20 protein-coding genes are annotated in these 20,069 nt (G+C 67.3%); 11 read left to right on the top strand and 9 right to left on the bottom strand.

From position 1 onward, the window contains the following. Positions 1 to 45: 45 nt before the first annotated feature. Positions 46 to 468, bottom strand: coding sequence for a YybH family protein (locus EIZ44_RS11580; protein WP_205673108.1), 423 nt, complete (start codon positions 466 to 468; stop codon positions 46 to 48). A gap of 102 nt (positions 469 to 570) precedes the next feature. Here EIZ44_RS11580 and EIZ44_RS11575 point away from each other — a divergent pair, with 102 nt between their 5' ends. The 5 genes from EIZ44_RS11575 (at position 571) to EIZ44_RS11555 (ending at position 6,149) form a co-directional block, all read left to right on the top strand. Further along, entirely contained in the window at positions 571 to 951 is a 381-nt protein-coding gene (locus EIZ44_RS11575; RefSeq protein WP_037808470.1) for a YciI family protein, read from the top strand. After that, positions 948 to 2,144, top strand: coding sequence for an RNA polymerase sigma factor (locus EIZ44_RS11570; protein ID WP_134728538.1), 1,197 nt, complete (start codon positions 948 to 950; stop codon positions 2,142 to 2,144). The genes EIZ44_RS11575 and EIZ44_RS11570 overlap by 4 nt, the downstream gene beginning before the upstream one ends. 109 nt (positions 2,145 to 2,253) lie before the next feature. Beyond that, entirely contained in the window at positions 2,254 to 2,910 is a 657-nt protein-coding gene (locus EIZ44_RS11565) for a DedA family protein (protein ID WP_134728537.1), read from the top strand. A gap of 429 nt (positions 2,911 to 3,339) precedes the next feature. Beyond that, a complete protein-coding gene (locus tag EIZ44_RS11560) occupies positions 3,340 to 3,933 on the top strand; it encodes a hypothetical protein (protein ID WP_240691270.1) in 594 nt (197 codons plus the stop codon). Then, positions 3,930 to 6,149 (top strand): N-6 DNA methylase, encoded by a 2,220-nt coding sequence (locus EIZ44_RS11555; RefSeq protein ID WP_134728535.1) that lies wholly within the window; start codon positions 3,930 to 3,932, stop codon positions 6,147 to 6,149. Before EIZ44_RS11560 ends, EIZ44_RS11555 begins: the two co-directional genes overlap by 4 nt. Before the next feature lie 3 nt (positions 6,150 to 6,152). Here the strand turns inward: EIZ44_RS11555 and EIZ44_RS11550 are convergent, their stop codons facing one another. Continuing rightward, positions 6,153 to 7,052, bottom strand: coding sequence for an EamA family transporter (locus tag EIZ44_RS11550; protein ID WP_134728534.1), 900 nt, complete (start codon positions 7,050 to 7,052; stop codon positions 6,153 to 6,155). A gap of 86 nt (positions 7,053 to 7,138) precedes the next feature. On the opposite strand from EIZ44_RS11550, the gene EIZ44_RS11545 reads away from it, so the two are divergent. After that, the gene (locus tag EIZ44_RS11545; RefSeq protein WP_037808463.1) at positions 7,139 to 8,044 is read left to right on the top strand and encodes a LysR family transcriptional regulator; all 906 of its coding nucleotides are present in this window, start codon (positions 7,139 to 7,141) and stop codon (positions 8,042 to 8,044) included. On the opposite strand, the gene EIZ44_RS11540 is transcribed toward EIZ44_RS11545, so the two are convergent. Next, positions 8,041 to 8,595 carry a TetR family transcriptional regulator gene (locus tag EIZ44_RS11540; protein ID WP_134728533.1) on the bottom strand — a complete coding sequence of 185 codons (555 nt, stop codon included), beginning with the start codon at positions 8,593 to 8,595 and terminating at the stop codon, positions 8,041 to 8,043. The two genes, EIZ44_RS11545 and EIZ44_RS11540, sit on opposite strands and share 4 nt — an antisense overlap. 64 nt (positions 8,596 to 8,659) lie before the next feature. Here EIZ44_RS11540 and EIZ44_RS11535 point away from each other — a divergent pair, with 64 nt between their 5' ends. Then, entirely contained in the window at positions 8,660 to 9,769 is a 1,110-nt protein-coding gene (locus tag EIZ44_RS11535) for a serine hydrolase domain-containing protein (protein WP_134728532.1), read from the top strand. Here the strand turns inward: EIZ44_RS11535 and EIZ44_RS11530 are convergent. Continuing rightward, positions 9,726 to 10,286 (bottom strand): DedA family protein, encoded by a 561-nt coding sequence (locus EIZ44_RS11530; protein WP_134728531.1) that lies wholly within the window; start codon positions 10,284 to 10,286, stop codon positions 9,726 to 9,728. The two genes, EIZ44_RS11535 and EIZ44_RS11530, sit on opposite strands and share 44 nt — an antisense overlap. Positions 10,287 to 10,441: 155 nt before the next feature. Between EIZ44_RS11530 and EIZ44_RS11525 the strand changes: the two genes are divergently transcribed. Further along, positions 10,442 to 11,359, top strand: a complete 918-nt coding sequence (locus EIZ44_RS11525) for an SDR family oxidoreductase (protein WP_134728530.1) — start codon at positions 10,442 to 10,444, stop codon at positions 11,357 to 11,359. Here EIZ44_RS11525 and EIZ44_RS11520 read toward each other — a convergent pair. Continuing rightward, complete coding sequence (locus EIZ44_RS11520; RefSeq protein WP_134728529.1) at positions 11,350 to 12,324, bottom strand: helix-turn-helix transcriptional regulator; 975 nt, start codon at positions 12,322 to 12,324, stop codon at positions 11,350 to 11,352. The genes EIZ44_RS11525 and EIZ44_RS11520 overlap by 10 nt on opposite strands. 87 nt (positions 12,325 to 12,411) lie before the next feature. After that, a complete protein-coding gene (leuA, locus tag EIZ44_RS11515; protein WP_043827063.1) occupies positions 12,412 to 14,196 on the bottom strand; it encodes a 2-isopropylmalate synthase in 1,785 nt (594 codons plus the stop codon). Positions 14,197 to 14,440: 244 nt separating this feature from the next. Between leuA and EIZ44_RS11510 the strand changes: the two genes are divergently transcribed. Continuing rightward, entirely contained in the window at positions 14,441 to 14,818 is a 378-nt protein-coding gene (locus EIZ44_RS11510) for a hypothetical protein (RefSeq protein WP_037808446.1), read from the top strand. A gap of 4 nt (positions 14,819 to 14,822) precedes the next feature. Here the strand turns inward: EIZ44_RS11510 and EIZ44_RS11505 are convergent, their stop codons facing one another. From EIZ44_RS11505 to EIZ44_RS11495, 3 genes are all read right to left on the bottom strand, one after another. Next, on the bottom strand, positions 14,823 to 15,998 hold the full coding sequence (locus EIZ44_RS11505; RefSeq protein ID WP_037808443.1) for a Fic family protein: 1,176 nt from the start codon (positions 15,996 to 15,998) through the stop codon (positions 14,823 to 14,825). Between the two features lie 147 nt (positions 15,999 to 16,145). Further along, positions 16,146 to 16,805 (bottom strand): hypothetical protein, encoded by a 660-nt coding sequence (locus EIZ44_RS11500; protein ID WP_134728528.1) that lies wholly within the window; start codon positions 16,803 to 16,805, stop codon positions 16,146 to 16,148. A gap of 107 nt (positions 16,806 to 16,912) precedes the next feature. Then, complete coding sequence (locus EIZ44_RS11495; RefSeq protein WP_037808439.1) at positions 16,913 to 17,503, bottom strand: nitroreductase family protein; 591 nt, start codon at positions 17,501 to 17,503, stop codon at positions 16,913 to 16,915. A gap of 236 nt (positions 17,504 to 17,739) precedes the next feature. Here EIZ44_RS11495 and EIZ44_RS11490 point away from each other — a divergent pair, with 236 nt between their 5' ends. Both EIZ44_RS11490 and EIZ44_RS11485 read left to right on the top strand, forming a co-directional pair. Further along, positions 17,740 to 19,005 carry an aspartate kinase gene (locus EIZ44_RS11490; RefSeq protein ID WP_037808437.1) on the top strand — a complete coding sequence of 422 codons (1,266 nt, stop codon included), beginning with the start codon at positions 17,740 to 17,742 and terminating at the stop codon, positions 19,003 to 19,005. After that, the gene (locus EIZ44_RS11485; protein WP_037808435.1) at positions 19,005 to 20,045 is read left to right on the top strand and encodes an aspartate-semialdehyde dehydrogenase; all 1,041 of its coding nucleotides are present in this window, start codon (positions 19,005 to 19,007) and stop codon (positions 20,043 to 20,045) included. Before EIZ44_RS11490 ends, EIZ44_RS11485 begins: the two co-directional genes overlap by 1 nt. The last annotated feature ends 24 nt before the right edge of the window (positions 20,046 to 20,069 follow it).

Below are 20,069 nucleotides of genomic sequence, written 5' to 3'. Positions count from 1 at the left end.
CGGTGGATCCAGGTCAGATTCCCTCAAGGAGTCCTTCACGGCTTTTCAGGGCTGGAGGTCGACGGCAGCGCGGAACGAACCGTCCATGTGGAACGGCGTCGAGTTGTGCTCGTGCGCGATCAGCCAGCCGTTTCCGTTGCGCCGCAAGGCGAACGTGGTGCGGAACCAGAGCGTGAACGATTCGTTGTGGCCCTGCGGCGTCGCGGTCAGCTTCGTCAGCGCCGCCACCATCGCTAGATCGCCGGACACCGTGATCTCCTCGTCGTGGTACGTGTAGGAAATCGGCCCGTCGAAGGTGCTCATCCACTGCGCGACGTGCTCCGCGGACGCGCCGGTCGTGCGCAGCGGCGGGGCGAGGTCGAATTTGACCGCCTTCTCGGTGTAGCTCGCGACGACTCGCTTCGGGTCCTTCGCGTGCATCGCGGCGGTGCGCTCGGCCAGCAGGTCGCGGATCTCGTTTTCGGACATTTTGTGGTCTCCTTTTCCCGGACTAGGTGTTCGTCCGGGACGTCGAAGCCGCCGGTCCGGCTTCGACATCTGGGGTGGAAAAACTTTTCGAGGAGGCTCCCGATGAAGTATCTGGTCCTGATCTACGGCAACCCGGCGTCGCGCGCGGCCTGGGCGGGGATGAGCGACGAGCAGAAGGCCGAGGGCCTGCGGGCCTACCAGCGGTTCCACGAGGAGCTGGCGGGCACCGGCGAGCGGATCGTGTCCGAGCGGCTGGCCGCGCCGGAGCTGACGAAGCAGGTCCGCGTGAGCACCGACGGCGTGAGCACCACCGACGGCCCGTTCGCCGAGATCAAGGAACAGCTCGCCGGGTTCTACCTGCTGGAATGCGATTCGGAGGCCCGTGCGCTGGAGATCGCCGCGCGGATCCCGGAGGCGCCGTTCGCGACGATCGAGGTGCGGCCCGTGATGGGGCTGACCGGCGACGTGGACTTCGAGCTGTGATCGACGGCCTCCTGCGCGACCTCATCCCGCAGGTCCTGACCGCGCTCGTGCGCCGCTACGGCGATTTCGGCAAATGCGAGGACGCCGTGCAGGAGGCCCTGCTCGCCGCCGCCGTGCAGTGGCCGAAGGACGGGGTCCCGGACAATCCGAAGGCCTGGCTCATCACGACCGCTTCTCGGCGGCGGATCGAGATGTGGCGCAACGAAGCCGCGCGGATCCGTCGTGAGGAGACGGTGGCCGCGCTGGAACCGCCGTCCTTCGAACTCGTGCCGCAGCAAGACGACACCCTCACCTTGCTGTTGCTCTGCTGCCATCCCGCGCTGACCCGCCCGTCGCAGGTGGCGCTCACATTGCGTGCCGTCGGCGGCCTGACCACCGCCGAGATTGCGCGCGCGTACCTGGTTCCGGAGCCGACGATCGGTCAGCGGATCAGCCGCGCGAAACAGAAGCTGCGCGGTGCGGATTTCGCCCTCCCACCCCGGGATGAACTGCCGGAACGCGTCGCCGCGGTACTGCAAGTGCTGTATCTGGTGTTCACCGAGGGCCACACCGCCAGCTCCGGCAGCGAGGTGAACCGCGTCGAACTGACCGCCGAGGCCATCCGGCTCGCCCGGCAACTGCACGCGCTGCTGCCTGCTGACGGCGAGGTCGCCGGTCTGCTCGCCCTCATGCTGCTCACCGACGCCCGCCGTCCCGCCCGCACCGGCCAGGACGGCGTGCCCGTGCCGCTGGCCGAACAAGACCGTTCGCTCTGGGACGCGTCCGCGATCGCCGAAGGCAGCGCACTCATCGAACACGCGCTGGCGAACACCCCCGTCGGCCCGTACCAACTGCAAGCCGCGATCGCCGCCGTGCACGACGAAGCCCCGACCGCCGACGACACCGACTGGCCGCAGATCCTGATGTTGTACGACCTCCTGCGGCAGCTCGCGCCCGGCCCGATGGTCACCCTCAACCGCCTGGTAGCGCTCGCCCGCGTCGAAGGCCCTGTGGTCGCGCTGGCCGAACTGGACGCGTCCGAGCACCTGGACCACTACCGCGCCGACGTGGTCCGCGCCGATCTCCTCGAACGGTCCGGCGACGCGCGAGGCGCCCGCGACTGCTACCTCCGGGCCGCCCAGCGCACCTCGAGCCTGCCGGAACGCGAGTACTTCGAATCGCGCGCTTTGCGTGTTATGTCGGAAAAACCCTGAAAAACCCCTGCCTGAAGACGGACCCCACCCCCGACTCCAGGCGGACGCGAGAACGCTCGTCAGCTGGGTACTCTGCGGAGACCAGGCACGAATCACAAGGGGGTTGGCAGTGAACATCGACCACGTGCTGGAGGCGATCCCTCCGCTGTCGGTCTACCTGTTGGTGGGCTTGGTGGTGATGGTCGAAAGCCTGGGCATCCCGCTGCCGGGGGAGATCGTGCTGGTGAGCGCGGCGCTGCTGGCGTCGTCGCACAGCGGGCTGAACCCGCTGTGGATCGGCGTGCTGGCGTCGGCGGGCGCGATCATCGGCGACAGCATCGGGTACCTGATCGGCAAGAAGGGCGGCAAACGGCTCTTCGCCTGGGCCGGCCGGAAATTCCCGAAACATTTCGGCCCCGACCACATCGCGAGCGCCGAAAAAATGTTCCACAAACGCGGCATGTGGGCCGTGTTCTTCGGCCGGTTCGTCGCGGTGCTGCGCATCCTGGCCGGCCCGCTCGCCGGGTCGCTGAACATGCACTACCCGCGCTTCCTGATCGCGAACGCACTGGGCGGCATCGTCTGGGCGGGCGGGACGACGGCGCTCATCTACTACCTCGGCGTGGTCGCCGACAAGTGGCTGAAGGGCTTCCAGTGGGCAGGTCTCGGCGCGGCGCTGGTGATCGGCATCGTGGTGACGCTGGTGCTGAAGAAGCGCATGGCCCGCCACGCGGCGGGATCGGCCTCGTCCGCGTCGTCGGAGGAGAAGAACGACGCGGTCGCCTGAATCGACTGAAGAACTTCCCTGGCCGATTGATGTGGCTTGGGGCCAGTAACCCGGCTGGGTTCTGCGCGAACGCGCGGGGCCCAGCCGGGTTGCGTTCGGCCCCCGTTCGTAGCAAGGCCGCTTGTTCACAGGTTGGTGTACCGTGCCGTCACTCGGCAGTTCACAAAATCTGTGTATCTGGAATGCTTGCGCGAGCGGCGACAGGCCGCTAGCCTTAGGGAAGACCGCGAGGGAGTCCGGCTGCCTCAAGCGACGAAGTGCGGCCGTAAATAGAGCTATGCCCCGGGCGGCATGCTAAGCAGGGGCGACCCGGGGCGTACAAAAACCACAGTAGCACATCTTCGTGCTGCCATGAGGGGGTACGAAGAGATGGATGTTCAGCACCGGTGGATCGACGAGACTTTGTCGCCGACGCGGTTCCGGCCGTACTTGCGCGAGGCGGATGGGGACTGCGCGACAGCGATCGAACTCTACTGGTGGAACGTGGAAGTGTCAGCTGCGTTCTACCCCGCGTTGCACTGCCTGGAACTTGCATTGCGCAACGCCTTGCACCGGCAGCTGGTGGAAAAGTTCGGCCGATCGGACTGGTGGGAGGTTGCCCCGCTGGAAGACCATCACTACGCGTTGGTCGGCAAGGCCGCCGACAAGGTTCGGCGGCAGCTCCGGCAGCGCCGACCGGTCACGCCCGACGATCTAGTTGCCGAGCTTTCCTTCGGGTTCTGGGTGTGGCTGGTGGGCAAGGAGTACCACCGGTCACTGTGGGAGCCGTGGCTGCACCGCGCCTTTCCGCACCGCAAGCAGCCGAGGTCGGCCTTGTACCGCGACTTGGACGAGGTGCGCAGGTTCCGGAACCGGATCATGCACTACGAGCCCATCCATCATCGGCACCTAGAGGCTGACCACGCGACTATTCTCCGGCTGATCCGCTGCGTGTGCCCGGAGGTGTTGGTGCATCTGCGAAGGCGCGACCAGGTCGAAACAATCCTTGCCCGACGACCCGAACTGGGAGGAGAACGTCGATGAGCCTCCTGGAGAGTATGCGGTCCGCGGCGGATCTGGCGAAGCTAGCGGAGGTCAACGCGAGCGCTTTCAGCAACTGGCGGTCGCGTTCGCCGGACTTTCCTCCGCCGCACAAAATCGACGGAAAGGAACTGTTCGAGATCTCGGCGGTCGCTGAGTGGTTGAAGGAGCGTCGGATTCCGGTTCACCGACGGAAAGACAGCGAGCCGGACGGCTACACCTATGGTGATCGTCTTCTTCGAAACCTCGGTCCCGAAAAACTGTCCGATGCGAGCACGGTGCGTACCAGGCCGGTAACCGAAGCTGACTTGGCTGACCGGCTGTGGGAGATGGTTGAGTCAATGCGCGACTCGCTTGACCGTTCCGCGGCCCTCGACTACCTGCTCGGGTTGGTGTACTTGCGTTTCGCTCAGCCGTCGGACTGGAACGCGGTGACCGCTACCAGAACCTGGCCGGAAGCGCAGGAGGTGCTCCGTCGCATCTCCGTGCCGGTCCCTGGTGCGCCAGACCGATTATTGTTCACGCGTGTGCTTGAATCATCGAACCCGGCACTTCGGGATGTAGTCGACTTCGTGAATCGGTTTTCGGCGAAGGATAACGCAGGACAGTTGGGCTCAGCGCTTCTCGGGCTCACCCGACGGCAATCAGGCCGAAGCGGAGGGCAGTTCACGCCGCCCGAGGTCGCGCGGCTCATGGTCGATCTGCTCGGTGACGAGTCGGTGCGCTCGGCATATGACCCTTTTTGTGGATCGGGCGAGTTGTTGACTGTCGCCGCAGAGCGAATAGCTGGCGTTCTCGCAGATGTTCCCATCGAGGTGTTCGGCAAGGCCGGCGACCAGTGGTCCTGGTCGACTTCCTGGATGAACTTGGCTCTGCATGGGGTCGAGGCAGAACTTGGCGAGCCCGGGCTCGCGGTGGAGAAGGACAGCTTCCCGGGGCTGACCTTTGACCGGATCCTGGCCAATCCGCCGTTCAACCTCAAGTCGGCTGAGTTGGACAAGGAGGTCTTGCAGTGGGGTGAGCCGCCAGAGAAGAACGCGAACTTCGCGTGGTTGCAACATGTCGCCGCGAAACTCGCGCCAAGTGGCCGGGCGGCGGTGATCATGCCGTCGGGAGCTGCGTCAAGCAAGAACGAGGCGCATATTCGAGGTGCTTTGATCAAGGGCGGCATCGTAGAATGCGTCATCGCATTGCCTGCCCGGCTCTTCCGTTTCACCGCAATTCCGGTGACTCTTTGGCTTCTGCGGGCTCCCGGACACAGCGTGTTCAGCGATGAAGTGCTGCTCATCGATGCCCGCGACGAGACGGAGGTCGACCGGTCCGCGCGACGGTTGACAACGGCGGCGATCGATCGAGTGGTCGCTGAACACCGCCGCTGGTCGACTTCGCGGAAGGGCAATTTTCGCGGCAGTCCAGGCTACTCTCTCGCGGTTCCCTATTCGGAGCTTGAGCAGGACGACTACAACGTTCAGCCCGCACGGTACGTTTCCAGGAGGACTGGGCGCAGGGAAGACAGCCCGGCTGCTGCCTTTGCCACAGCGCGCCGTGAGTTGGCCGAGTTGACTGAGCAGGTACGTCGGCTGAACGACGGTCTTGAGGCGACTGCGGCTACCGTGCTCTCTTCGGGCCGGGCGGAGGTGACCGGGGAACAGGTGCGCCTCGGTGAAGTGTGCGAGGTTATTCCCGGCCCAGGCAGCGTGAAGCGGCAAGGCGAGAGCCCGGGTACGCCGTTAGTCCTGCCTCGCAATATTCGGAACCACCAGGTCAACTACGGCGAGCTCGACCTCGTTCCCGAAGCATTAGTTGCAAGGTATGTCAGATACCGGCTGGCGGACCGAGACATTGTCAGCGCACGGGCAGGCACGCTTGGGCGGTTCGGGTTGGTGCGGCCTAGCGAAGCCGGCTGGCTGCTTGGACCGGGGTGCGTCGGGTTCCGGCCGGGTCCGGCCGTCGATCCGCATTACCTCGTCTACTACTTGAACGGAGCTGACGCGCAAGAGTGGCTACGGCGCAACGCCGTCGGCACTGCGGTGCAGTATTTCAACTCTGATCTGCTCCGGTCGATGCCGATCTTCTTGCCGCCACGTCACAAGCAGGCGGAGATCGTCGAGTTGTTGCGGCCGTATCAGCTATCTTCGGTGGCGCACAGCGAGCTAGGAGCCAAACTCGCGCATTCGCTCGACTTATTGACCGCGTTACTTTTTCGCCCCAGCGCCTGACCCTTACACCGGCAGCAGTTCCTCCGGTGTAACCGCGGGCTTCTTCCGCAGCGAGCCCAGCAAAACCCCGCCGATCACCACCGCCGCGGCGATCAGGGTCAGTACCGTCGGCACCTCGCCGAGGATGAAGAACGACGCCGTCAACCCGACCACCGGCACGAGCAGCGAGAACGGCGCGACCACGCCCGCCGGGTTGCGGCGCATCAGCGTGGTCCAGATGCCGGAGCCCACGACGGTCCCGAAAATGACGACGTACGCCAGACCCGCGATGCCGATCAGGCCGGTCTTGGTGCCGAGTGTCGCCAGCGAGTGCCACGCCGCACCGGGGCCTTCGAAGATGCTCGACAGCGCCAGCATCGGCAGCGGCGGCACCACCGACATCCACAGCGTCAGGTGCAGCGGGTTGTCCGGCTCCGCGCGGCGCATGCTCAGGTTGCCGATCGCCCAGCTCAGCGCGGCCAGCAGGGTCAGCAGCACCGGCACCAGCGCGGCGTGGGCGGACTGCTGCCATGCGATCGCGGTCATGCCCGCCACCGCGAGCAGGATCCCGGCCAGCTGCCGTCCGGAGACGCGTTCCCGCAGCAGCACCGCGCCCAGCAGCACGGTGAACGGCGCGGACGCCTGCAGCACCAGCGACGCCAGCCCGGTCGGCATGCCCAGGTGCATCGCGACGAAGAGGAACGCGAACTGTCCGGTGCCGAACCCGAGCCCGTAACCGAGGAGATAGCGCAGCTTCACGCGCGGCCGCGGCACCAGGAACATCGTCGGAATCGCGATCAGCAGAAACCGCAGCGCGCCCGCGAACATCGGCGGGAATTGGCCGAGTGTGGCGTGGATCGCAATGAAATTCAGACCCCACAAGACGGCGACGAACACAGCGAGCAGACGGTCCCGGATGGCCATGCCGCCACTCTGCCTAGGCAAACCTTGAAGCACCAGCGAGAAAAACTGCACCGACTGTGTAGCGCTGCTTCACATACACTGCGCGGATGGACTTGGGCAGGCTCCGGACGCTGCGCGAATTCGCCGATCGGGGCAGCGTCACCGCCGCCGCTCGGGCGTTGCACTGCACCCCGTCGGCGATATCCCAGCAGTTGCGCGCGTTGCAGGCGGAGGTCGGCATCGCGCTCACCGAACCGGCCGGCCGCGGGCTGCGGCTCACCGACGCGGGCCGCGCGCTGGTCGCCCGCGCCGACGACGTGCTGGCCGCGCTGGACCGGGCCGAAGCGGAACTGGCCACCTACCGCAGCGCCCCGCGCGGACGGGTGCGGATCGCGATCTTTCAGTCCGCGGGCCTGATGCTCCTGCCCGGTCTGCTGCGCCGCATCGACCAGTACGAAAATCTCGACGTCGACGTCCGCGACGTCGACATGGTCCCGCCGCAGGTTCCCGGCCTGGTCGCCGACTACGACGTCGTCGTCGCCCACCGCGACGAGCACGCGCCCGAATTCGACACCGAACGCCTCGACGTCGTCCCGCTGCTGCGCGAACCGCTGGACGTCGCACTGCCCGCCGATCACCGGCTCGCCCGCCGCCGCCGGGTCGAACTCGCCGATCTCGCCGACGAACGCTGGATCTCGGTGGACCACGGCTTCCCGGTCGACGACGTCCTGCGCTCGCTCACCGTGCGCACCGGCGTGCGGCCGCAGATCGTCCAGCGCATCAACGATTTCCGCATCACCGAACGGCTTGTCGCGGCCGGGCACGGGATCGCGTTGATGCCTCGGTACACAATGGACACTCGACGCGGCAGTGGATTGGTGGGCCGTCCGCTGGCGGGTATCCGCGCGGCGCGGTTGGTGGAAGTGGTGTGCCGTACTGGTGCGGTGAATCGTCCAGCGGTCGCGACTGTGATCGACGAGTTGCGTGCCGAAGTGGCCGCGTTGACGACCTAACCGGGTTCCCGGGCGGGAAGCCCACGCAGCAACGTGTCGAGAAATAGCTCAAACCGAGGTGCGTCCGGCCCGAGATCGAGCGGGTTTTCCCGCACCGCGAGCCAGCTGACCGTGCACGTGATGAAGATGTACCAGCTCTGCTCAGCCAGTTCCGGCGACACCCCGGCGTTGGTGAACGCGGCGACCACCTGCGAGCGCAGCCTGCCGAACGAATCCGCGTTGTGCCGGTGCGGCCGGGACAACCGGGTCGCGTAACCGGGCACCGCGAGGAACTGGTCGTGCATCGCCCACGCGACCTGGGCGAGCCACGGCCGCCAAGACCGGCGTGGCGGGCCTTCCGCCGGAAGCACCCGCTCCAGCACTACCTCGCTGATCAGATCGAACAGCGCGTCCCGGTTGGCGACCCAGCGGTAGAGCGCGCCATGCGTCACGCCCAGCCGCGTCGCCAGTTCGCGCATGGTCAAGGTGTCGAGGTTTCCCGTGGACAACGCCGCGTCGACGATCCGCTCGCGATCGAGCTGCGCGGGGCGGCCGGGCCGCGGTCGGGTCATAGCTGCGGACTCTACCGAGACAGAGTTAGTGACCAATGGTTACAAACAGGAGTACGGTCGTGGCATGGAAAACATCGAGGGCACCGTGCGGCCCGGTTTCGAACAGGTGCGGGACACGTTCGCGGCGGTCGCCGACGGAGCCGCCCAGCTGGTGGCGTACCACCGCGGCGAGCGAGTAGTCGACTTGTGGACCGGCGTCGACGGCGATTGCCTGCTCGGCGCTTACTCCGCGACGAAGGGCGCGGCGCATCTGGTCGTCGCGCTGCTGGTGCAGGACGGGGTGCTGGACCTTGACCAGCGGGTGCGCCACTACTGGCCGGAGTTCTCGGCAGACGTCACGCTCAGGGAACTCCTGGCGCACCGAGCCGGGCTGGTCGGCGCCGACGAAGGATTCTCCCGCGCGGAACTCGCGGACGACCGGATCGTCGCGGAACGCCTGGCTCGCCAGCGCCCGTTCTGGCGACCGGGAACCGCGTTCGGCTACCACGCGCTGGTCATCGGCGCGCTCAGCGGCGAGGTCGTGCTGCGGGCGACCGGCCGCACCATCCAGGAACACTTCGCCGAACGGATCCGCGATCCGTACGCAGTGGACTTCTACCTCGGCCTCCCCGCCGAACTGGAGCCGCGATTCGCCAGCGCGGAGCCGATGATCCTTACCCCCGAACGGCATATCACCCCGCCCGCCGCCAACAGCCTGAACGGGATCGCGTTCAACCGGCACCATCCGGACGGTCCGGAGGTCTGGGAACTGCCGAATCTCCCGGAGGTCCGGCGGCTCGGCCCGGCCTCGTTCGGCGGCGTCGCCTCGGCCCGCGGGTTGGCCCGGATGTACGCCGCCGCGATCAGTCCGCTGGACGGCGAACCGCCGCTGCTGAAGCCGGAAACCTCCGCCGAGTTCGCGCAAATCCAGTCCACCGGCGACGACGTGGTGTTGCATCAGCACAAGGCGTTCGGCATCGGATTCCACGCCACCAGCGAGTACTACCCCGAGCTGGGCCAGGGCAGCTTCGGACACAGCGGCGCGGGCGGCCAGCAGGCGTTCGCCGACCCGCGCAACGGCGTCGCGTACGGCTACACCCGCCGCCGGATCCCGTTCCCCGCCGCGGCCGCGCCGGAGAACGAACCGCTGATCAAGGCGTTGTACTCGGCGCTGCGTGCCGTCGAATCCCGATAGTGATCGCCGAGCCCAGCAGCACCGCGATGGTCAGCGACAACGCGAGGCTCAGTCCCGGCTCGGCGACCAATTGCCCGCCGGCGTAGCCGAGGAACGCGACGTACGACGTCCACAGCAGCACGCCGACCGCGGACGCGGTCAGGAACTCGGTGAACCGCCACCGCAACGAGCCAGCCAGCAGTGCGCCGATCGTGCCGCCGGAAGGCAGCCATCGCGCGACCACCAGGACCGGCCGCGGATGCCGTTGCAAGCGTCCGTCGAGCCAGGTCAGCCCGGCGGCCAGTTTGCGCCGACGGCCCAGCCGGGCCAGCACGCGAGCCCCGCCGAACCGCCCGAGTGCGTACAACGCCTGGTCGGACAGCAGGCAGCCGAAGCTGGCGACTGCGATCACGACGGCCAGCGAGGTCCCGTGCTGCGCGGCGGCCACGCCCATGCCGAGCAGAGTCACCTCGGTGGGCAACACCGGCACCAGCGAGACGACGAACAGCACCACCAGCCCAGCCGTCGTAGCGTCCATATCTCCATTAACCGTCGTGCCAGCCCGGATGAGTCCCAATCACCGGCTCTTCACAGCAAGGCACAGCCAGGACACAGATTTCCGGAACCCGGACAGAGGATGTCAGGGTTCACGCGCACGCTGGTGGTTCACCGAGAGAGAAGAGGACGAACGAAATGAGCGGGGAACTGGCGGGCAAGGTCGCGCTCGTGGCGGGCGGCACGCGCGGGGCGAGCCGGGCGATTGCGGTCGAGCTGGGCCGGGCCGGGGCGCACGTGTATGTCACCGGTCGCACGACGCGGGCCGGACGGTCCGAAGTGGACCGTCCGGAGACCATTGAGGACACTCTGGAGCGGATCGAAGCCGCGGGCGGCAAGGGAACCGCGCTGCGGGTCGACCACCTGGTGAGCGACGAGGTCGCCGCGCTCGCCAAGCGGATCGACGTCGAGCACGGCGGCCTCGACATCCTGGTCGACGGGATCTGGGGCGGCGACCGTTACCTGGAGTGGGGCAAACCGGTCTGGGAGCACTCGCTGGACGCGAGCCTGCGGATGATGCGGCTGTCCCTCGACGCCCACCTGATCACCAGCCACCATCTGTTTCCGCTGGTCATCCGCCGTCCGGGCGGGCTGGTGATCGAACTGACCGACGGCACCGCCGAGTACAACCAGAAGTACCGCGAGGGCACGTCACTGCCGTACTACCTGGCCAAGGCGGCGATCAACGTCTTGGCGGTCGGCGAGGCGGCCGAACTCAAAAAGCACGAGTGCACCGCGATCGCGTTCACGCCGGGGTGGCTGCGTTCGGAGGCGATGCTGGAGATTTTCGAGGTCACCGAGGAAAACTGGCGCGACGCGACCGTCCGTGAGCCGCACTTCGTGATCTCGGAATCGCCGACCTTCTCCGGCCGCACGGTCGTCGCGCTCGCCGCCGACGCGGACCGGCACCGGTGGACCGGACAGACCGTTTCCAGCGGTCAGCTGGCGAAGGTCTACGAGATCGACGACGTGGACGGCAGCCGTCCGGACGCGTGGCGGTACATCGAGGAGGTGCAGGAACCCGGAAAGCCCGCCGACGCCAGCGGCTACCGCTGATCCTTGTTGCGCTCAGCCAGCGCTTGACCGAATTCCGCGACCGCGGCGCGGATCTCCGGCGGGGTGCGCACCTCGACGCCGGGGCCGAGGGAAACCAGCTGTCCGACGGCGACTTCCTTGCCCTCCATGGCGAACTCGGCCTCGGCCCACCCGTCGGCGTCCTTCGGGCCGAGCGACACCAGCACCTCGTTCACGTGCTCGGGCCCGAAAACCCGCCGCAACGCCCCCGCCGCGGACCGGTCGAGCCGAGCCGTCACCTTCAACGGCAGCGGCATCTTCTCGAACTCCGCCGACGACGCGCGCCACCAGTCAGCGAGCGAGAATTCCTCCGGCCGGGCAAAGGTTTCCCCGGTTTCGGCGACCGCCGTCAACCGGGAGACGCGATACGTCCGCAGGTCGGCGTCGACGCGCGCCACCAGGTACCAAACCCCGGCTTTGAGCACGAGGCCCAGTGGATCGAGCGTCCGCCGGGTGACCTTGTCGCGCCGCTGGTACCGCACGTCGAGCCGCTGCTGCGTCCACACCGCCTTCGCGACCGCGGGCAGCGCGCCCGTGTCGTCCGGCGAGGTGAACCAGGCCGAGGCGTCGAGATGAAACCGCCCGGCGACCGTCCGGGCCTGTTCCTGCAGCTGCTTCGGCATGCTCGCGGACACTTTCGCGTGCGCCGCGGCCACGGCGGTGCCGAGACCGAGCCCGGCCAGCGCGTCCGGCACGTCGAGGGCCAGCAGCGCGACGGCCTCCCGCGAGGTGAGGCCGTCGAGCCGCGAACGCCAGCCGTCGACGAGCCGGATGCCGCCGTGCCGCCCGGGTTCACTCCAGAGCGGCACGCCGGCTTCGCGCAACGCGGCGAGATCCCGCCGCAGCGTCCGCTCGGTCACGCCCAGCTCGCCGGCCAGCTCCCCGACGGTGCCCGCGCGTTTGCGGTGCAGCGTGAAGAGAAGCGCGACCAGGCGCTCGGCTCGCATCCTCGTCTCCCTCGCCCAGAACCGCCCCAATGCCGCATTGGGTGCATGTGACGCACCCAATGTGGCATGGGGACGATCAGGTTCGGGTCAGCGGTTGGCCCGGTTGACCGCGCTGACCACGGCACGCAGCGAGGCGGTGACGATCGACGGGTCGACGCCGATGCCCCAGAACACGCGGTCGGAGATCGCGCATTCGATGTAGGACGCGGCGCGCGAGTCGTCGCCAGGGCTCAGCGTGTGCTCGCTGTAGTCCAGGAGCCGCAGGTCGTAGCCCACAGTGGACAGTGCGTCGAAGAACGCGGCGATCGGCCCGTTGCCGCGGCCGGTGATCTCGTGCTCGTCGCCCTCGACCTTCACCGTGGCCTCGAGGTCGTACTCGCCGCCGCCGTTGTCGGTGACCCGCTGCTTGATCAGCTCCAGCGGGGTCTTCGACTCCAGGTACTCGGCCGAGAACGCGCGCCACATGGTGGCCGGGTCGACCTCGCCGCCCTCGGTGTCGGTGTAGGCCTGGATGACCTTCGAGAACTCCATCTGCAGCCGGCGCGGCAGGTCCAGCTGGTGCTCGGCCTTCATGATGTAGGCGACGCCGCCCTTGCCGGACTGCGAGTTCACCCGGATCACGGCCTCGTAGGTGCGGCCGACGTCCTTCGGGTCGATCGGCAGGTACGGGACCTCCCACGGGTGCTCGTCGACCGGGACGCCCTTCTTGTCGGCGGCGTCCTTCATCGCGTCGAGGCCCTTGTTGATCGCGTCCTGGTGGCTGCCGGAGAAGGCGGTGAACACCAGGTCGCCGCCCCACGGGGAGCGTTCCGGGACCGGCAGCTGGTTGCAGTACTCGACGGTCCGCTTGATCTCGTCCATGTCGGAGAAGTCGATCTGCGGGTCGATGCCCTGGCTGTAGAGGTTCATGCCCAGCGCGACCAGGTCGACGTTGCCGGTGCGCTCGCCGTTGCCGAACAGGCAGCCCTCGATCCGGTCCGCGCCGGCCTGGTAGCCCAGTTCGGCGGCGGCGATGCCGGTGCCGCGGTCGTTGTGCGGGTGCAGCGACAGGATCACCGAATCGCGGCGTTCCAGGTTGCGGCTCATCCACTCGATCGAGTCGGCGTAGACGTTCGGCGTCGCCATCTCGACGGTCGCCGGCAGGTTCAGGATCACCGGCTTCTCCGGCGTCGGCTGCCAGATCTCGGTGACGGCGTTGCACACCTCGAGCGCGTAGGACAGCTCGGTGCCGGTGTAGGACTCGGGCGAGTACTGGAAGCGGAAGTCGGTGTCCGGCTGCTTCGCCGCCAGCTCGACGACCATTTCGGCGGCCTGCGTCGCGATCTTCTTGATGCCCTCGCGCTCCTCGCGGAACACGACGCGGCGCTGCAGGATCGACGTCGAGTTGTAAATGTGGACGATCGCCCTCGGCGCGCCCTCGAGCGCCTGGAAGGTGCGCTCGATCAGCTCGGGGCGGCACTGGGTCAGCACCTGGATGTGCACGTCGTCCGGGATCGCGCCCTCTTCGATGATCTCGCGGACGAAGTCGAAGTCGGTCTGCGACGCGGCCGGGAAGCCGACCTCGATCTCCTTGTAGCCCATGCGGACCAGCAGGTCGAAGAACTTGCGCTTGCGCGCGGGCGACATCGGGTCGATCAGCGCCTGGTTGCCGTCGCGCAGGTCGACCGCACACCACAGCGGCGCGCGGTCGATGCGCTTGTCCGGCCAGGTGCGGTCGGGTACGTCGATGTTCTCGACGACGTCGTACCAGGGGCGGTAACGGTGGACCGGCATGGACGTGCCGCGCTGCGGGTTCCACGAGGGCTGCCCGGCGGGCGCGGGACGAGAGGGCGTGCGCAGACGGGAGTTAGTGGTGCGGGGGTCGGTGCTCATCGCGGGAAAATCTCCTGAAGGGATCGGTGCGGACGACCGGCACCACAAAGCCCCGCGACGAGGAGCCGGTCAGATCAGGCCCCGTCGCGGCAGCGAAGCAGGAGTTCACGCGCCACGGGGTCACTGTAACCACCCGACGCCGCGAAAGGAAAGCCGCCCGTCGCGATCGAACTGTTACGTCGGGTGGCTGATACCTGTTACTAGCGGGTAGCGGGCCGCGAAACGACGTGCCAGACTGCCCGGCATGGGCGAGCACGCGGAAGAAGCGCAGGAAACCGAGGCGAAGGCGCGGCCCCAGCGCACCCCGGTGGACTGGCGGCGCACTCGTGAGCGCGGGGTGTCCTTCCTCGCATCGCTGGTGCGCTGGGTCGGACTGCTGTTCGCCGCGGTCTTGGTGCTGCACGTGATTTTCGTCATCGGCGAGGCAAACCAGGGCAACGGCATCGTCTCGTTCGTCCGCGGCTGGGCCGACGGACTGTCGCTCGGCTTCAAGGACCTGTTCACGCCGAGCGACGCGAAACTGCGCGTTCTGGTGAACTACGGCATCGCGGCGGTGTTCTGGCTGATCGTGTCGGGAATCCTGGCGAAGATCATCCGGCGCGTCGGGGGCGCGGGCGCCTGACTGGTCAGTTTTCGGCCAGTTCGTCGAACACTCGGTCGCAGATGTACTGGCGTCCGTAGTTCCCGCCGGTGATCTCGCGCAGGAAGCCAGCTTCCTCGAGTTTTTTGATCGCGTTGCTCGCGGTCGGGTAGGACACGCCGAGGTTGTTCTGCACCTCGGGAATCGTCATCATCGGGTACCCGATGATGGTCACCGCGAGATCCTGGACGGCGCCTCGTGCGCCGAGGCCGCGCATCGTGTCGCTCACTTCCTGGGAGAACGCGGTGAGCCTGCCGATCGTGTTTCCCGCGGCCAATGCGCGGGCTTTGACAGCTTCGGCGAAGAACCGCACCCAGGGATCGAAGTCACCTGTCTTGCTGACGTTCAGGAGGTGGTCGATGTAATCCTCCCTGCGCGGTTCCAGCCAGGACGACAAGTTCAGCACCGGGTACTTGAGGATCTTCTCCTCGATCAGCTGCAAGGTGATGATCAGCCGTCCGATCCGGCCGTTTCCGTCGCTGAACGGGTGCAGGGTTTCGAACTGGTAGTGGCCGAGTGCCAGCTTCACTAGTGCTGGCAGCTCCTGCTCGGCGTTGATCCACTTTTCCCATGCGCTCACCCCGTCTCGGAGCATGTCGCCGTTCGGCGGCGGGACGAAACGAGACTGTTCGATTCCGCGGCCGCGGTCGCCGATGCAGACCAGTCGTTCGCGCAGCCGGCCCGCGTCGTAGGAGTCGCCACGCGTGCCGGCGACGAGGATCTGCTGGAGTTTCGAGACCACCTTCAGGCAGATGGGCAGTTTGCTGATGAGGTCCAGACCCTCGAACGCGGCCTTGACGTAGTTCTGGATCTCTCGGATCTCCGCGGTGGCCGGCTCCCTGCTGGTTTGCTGCGCCTGGAGCACATCGGCGTAGGGGGCGAAGGTGCCTTCCAGTGCCGAAGTACTGATCGCTTCCCGGGTAAGCGAGGGGCGGACCAGGAGTCCGGGGTTGGGCAGCTGATCGGTCAGGGCATCCAGCGCGCCAAGCGCCCGGTCGGCTTCGCTGAGCAGCTTGTAGGTTCCGGCGGTGAGCGCGACCTCGGTGGGAAGCGGGTCAGGAACAAACGCGAAGTGGCGGTACGGTTGCTTGGTGCGCCCGTCGGTGCCGGTTATGGGTACGAGGTGCCCGATCGGCGACTGACGGAAGGTCTCTAGCTCCACTTTTAAAGGTTATCAGCAAAGGCTTTAATTCTGCTCGCGACATCTCAAGTTCCTTGAATTTTTTCAAGGAACTTGCAAGGAACCGCCCGATGCCTTGAATTCACCGCGTCGGGGCGCTGGTGCGTCGACCAGCGCCCCGCCTATGGTTCAGGACTGCCAGGTCACGGCGTCCTTGCCGTAGTCAGTGTTCGGCGCCAGGTCCCGGTACGTGCTCGCGGTGTAGCTAGCCCCCTTGACCTCCGTGCCAGCGGGGGCCAGTGCCAGCACGCAGCTGTCGTACGAAGCGCCCTTCGTGGTGAACGCCTTGCCGGAGTTGCCGCGGTCGCACTTCTCGAACTTGCCGATCACCGTCACGTGCGGGCCGTCGGTGCCATCCGCGAGCAGGCCGTTCATCAGGCCCAGCGAGCTGTACGAGAAGTCCGAGCCGGTCTCGTTCGTGACCTTGACCTGGATGTAGTACGGCGTCATCCCCTTGGCCCGGTCGCCGAGCTTCAGCGGGGCCAGGTCGGCCTCCACGCCCTTGTCGATGCCGGTCACCGTCACGCCGATCGCGCCGGTGATCTTCTGCGACTTGAACGGCACCACGGCCTTCTCGCCGATCTTCAGCTTCGTGCCCTGCTTGGTGTAGTCGGCGGAGGCGGAGTCGCCGGCGGGAGCGGCGGCCGAGGAGGACGGTGCGGCCGCGGAGGACGAAGCGGGCGGAGTGGCGATCGGCGGGGCGGGGGTGTCCTCGGAGGAGCACCCGGACAGCGCGAACGCCATCGCCGTCGCGGAAACCGCCAGTGCAACCGGCATCGCTGTACGCATTTCGTCACTCCTTGAGAAGAATCCCACCGAATCAGCGGCCTGACCGGTTTGGCGTCCATCTGACCTCAACGGCGGGACTCCGGTTCCCCAGATTGCTCACGAAACGGTCACAGTGCCGGAGACCCCCATCGGTCACCGAAGACGAACTCCGCGAGCGGCAGCCGGCGCCGAGGGGCCAGTTCCCGTTCGATCCGGCGCGGGTCGTCCAGTACGGACGGGTCGGCGGGAGATCCGACGGCGATCGCGACCCGGGCCACCGCCTCGTCCGGGAGGCCGAACTCCGCGCGGACCGCGTCCGCCGAGAAGCCCGCCATCTGGTGGGCGATCAGGCCGAGTTCGACCGCTTGCAGGACGAGGTTCTCGGTCGCCAAACCCAGTCCGTAGTCGGCGTAGGGCACCTCGCCCTTCTCATTCGTGGTGACCGTCACGCCGATCAGCAACGCGCTCGCCCGGAACGCCCACGCCTGGTTCCCGGAGTTGAGTGTCGCGAGGATGCGGGGGAACACCGGATCGCCCCGGCGGCCGACGAGGTAGCGGGCCGGCTGGGTGTTGCCGAAAGACGGCGCCCACCTGGCGGCTTCGAGCAATGCGGTCAGCTGGGCGCCGGTGATTTCGGCGGTCTCGTCGTAGGCCCGCGGGCTCCACCGCTCGGCGATGGCCGGCGCGACGGGGACGCTCGTCTCGGCTGGTTTGCGCATGCGGCGAAGGTAGTACGGCCGGGGAGTGCTCTCCGTCACTCCGGAGGAAGGGCTTCGAGCTTTCCCCTGGCGTTAAGGAAAATTTACTTCCAAACCCTCCTGACGGGCCGTGGCGGACCACTCGATGGGGTGGCGAGCGCCGTTCGCGCCGGTAGGCTCTTCTCCAAATGAAGGGCCGTGGGCGCTCCTCGGTGCCCTCCAAGGAGTACGCCCCGGCCCGTCAAGGAGGTTCGGGCGTGGCCCTCGTGGTCCAGAAGTACGGCGGATCGTCGCTGGAAAGTGCCGACCGGATCAAGCGCGTGGCAGAACGGATCGTCGCGACCAAGAAGGCGGGCAACGACGTGGTCGTCGTGTGCTCGGCGATGGGCGACACCACTGATGAGCTGCTCGATCTGGCGCAGCAAGTGAACCCGGCTCCGCCGGAGCGGGAAATGGACATGCTGCTCACCGCCGGTGAGCGCATCTCGAATTCGCTGGTCGCGATGGCCATTTCCGCGCAGGGCGCGCAAGCCTGGTCGTTCACCGGTTCCCAAGCGGGCGTGGTCACCACCTCGGTGCATGGCAACGCGCGCATCATCGACGTCACTCCGAGCCGCGTCACCGAGGCGCTCGAGCAGGGTTACGTCGCGCTGGTGGCCGGTTTCCAAGGCGTGGCACAGGACACCAAGGACATCACGACGCTCGGCCGCGGCGGTTCCGACACCACCGCGGTGGCGCTCGCCGCCGCGCTGAACGCGGACGTCTGCGAGATCTATTCCGATGTGGACGGTGTGTATTCGGCCGACCCTCGGATCGTGCCGGACGCCAAAAAGCTCGACACCATCCCGTACGAGGAGATGCTGGAGCTCGCGGCGAGCGGATCGAAGATCCTGCACCTGCGTTCGGTCGAGTACGCGCGCCGTTACGGCGTGCCGATCCGAGTCCGTTCTTCTTACAGCGACAAGCCGGGCACCACGGTGGCCGGATCGATCGAGGAGATCCCCGTGGAACAAGCGCTGATCACCGGTGTGGCACACGACCGCTCGGAAGCGAAGATCACCGTGACCGGCGTGCCGGACCACGCCGGTGCCGCGGGCAAGATCTTCCGGGTGGTCGCCGACGCCGAGATCGACATCGACATGGTGCTGCAGAACGTGTCCAGCACGTCCTCGGGCCGCACCGACATCACCTTCACGCTGTCGAAGGCCAACGGGGCCAAGGCGGTCAAGGAACTCGAGAAGATCAAGGCGGAGATCGGCTTCGAGTCCGTGCTGTACGACGACCACGTCGGCAAGGTGTCGCTCGTCGGCGCCGGGATGCGTTCGCACCCGGGCGTCACCGCGACGTTCTGCGAGGCGCTGGCCAACGCGGGCGTGAACATCGAAATCATCAACACCTCGGAGATCCGCATTTCGGTGCTGATCCGCGATGCGCAGCTGGACGAGGCCGTGCGCGCGATCCACGAGGCGTTCGAACTGGGCGGCGACGAGGAAGCCGTCGTCTACGCGGGGAGTGGTCGCTGATGGCGCAGGGTCTTCGCGTCGGGGTGGTCGGGGCTACCGGCCAGGTCGGCGCTGTGATGCGCAAGCTGCTCGACGAGCGGAATTTCCCGGTCGAGCAAATCCGGTACTTCGCCTCGGCCCGTTCAGCGGGACGCACGCTGCCGTGGCGCGACGAGGAAATCACCGTCGAGGACACGGCGACCGCTGATCTGTCCGGTTTGGACATCGCGTTGTTCTCCGCGGGCGGTGCGACGTCGCGCGAGCAGGCGCCGCGGTTCGCCGAGGCGGGCGCGATCGTGGTCGACAACTCGTCGGCGTTCCGGCGCGACCCGGACGTGCCGCTGATCGTCAGCGAGGTCAACCCGGAGGCGATCAAGGACGTGCGGAAGGGGATCATCGCGAACCCCAACTGCACCACCATGGCCGCGATGCCGGTCCTCAAGCCGCTGCACGACGAAGCCGGTCTGGTGCGGATCATCGCGAGCACCTACCAGGCGGTGTCCGGCAGCGGTCTGGCCGGCGTCGACGAACTGGCCGCTCAGGTGAACGCTGTCGCCTCGCGCGCGGCCTCGCTCACGCACGACGGTTCGGCGGTCGAATTCCCGGCCCCGGCCAAGTACGTCGCGCCGATCGCATTCAACGTCCTGCCGATGGCCGGGTCTATTGTGGACGACGGCACGTTCGAGACGGACGAGGAACAGAAGCTGCGCAACGAAAGCCGGAAGATCCTGGGCATTCCGGAGCTGCTGGTGTCCGGCACGTGCGTCCGGGTGCCGGTGTTCACCGGGCACTCGCTGTCGATCAACGTCGAATTCGAACGGCCGCTGTCGGTCGAGCGGGCGACTGAACTGCTGTCGAACGCGCCGGGCGTGCAGCTGGCGGACGTGCCGACGCCGCTGCAGGCCGCGGGAATCGACCCGAGCCTGGTCGGGCGCATCCGGACCGACCCGGGTGTCCCGGACGGCCGCGGTCTCGCGCTGTTCGTCTCCGCCGACAACCTCCGCAAGGGGGCGGCGCTGAACACCGTGCAGATCGCCGAGCTGGTGGCGCAGAACCGCTGAGCTTCGCGCTGAAACTGCCCGGCC

The sequence above is a fragment of the Amycolatopsis nivea genome, from assembly GCF_004522235.1.
Taxonomy (GTDB): domain Bacteria; phylum Actinomycetota; class Actinomycetes; order Mycobacteriales; family Pseudonocardiaceae; genus Amycolatopsis; species Amycolatopsis nivea.
This window is presented reverse-complemented; position numbering and strand designations above follow the sequence as displayed.